The organism is Sedimentibacter sp. B4, from assembly GCF_000309315.1.
Lineage (GTDB): Bacteria > Bacillota > Clostridia > Tissierellales > Sedimentibacteraceae > Sedimentibacter > Sedimentibacter saalensis.
The window spans coordinates 1-236 of sequence record NZ_CANG01000440.1 but is presented as its reverse complement, the minus strand read 5'-3'; the positions used below and the strand labels follow the sequence as shown (position 1 = coordinate 236).

Below are 236 nucleotides of genomic sequence, written 5' to 3'. Positions count from 1 at the left end.
AGGACGATCACGATCATGGTCGCGGAGATGCCGGTGACCAGGCCCGCACCGGCCGCGAGCACTCCCCCGCCGATCGCGAAGATGTGGGACGGGTTGGACAGCCAGGCCTGCACCTCTGCGACCAGTGACTCCCAGAACACCTGCCCGCCGGCGCCGGAGCTGAACGACCTGAACCAGGCCGACTGCTGGATGTCGGCGAGGTACCCCGGCACCGCCTGGGCGAAGCTCACCACCTA

Annotated in this window: 1 pseudogene; it reads right to left on the bottom strand. The window is 68.6% G+C overall.

What is annotated here, in order from left to right:
* A pseudogene (locus BN358_RS25495) lies at positions 1–230 on the bottom strand (AI-2E family transporter); the annotation flags it as partial.
* Positions 231–236 lie beyond the last annotated feature (6 nt).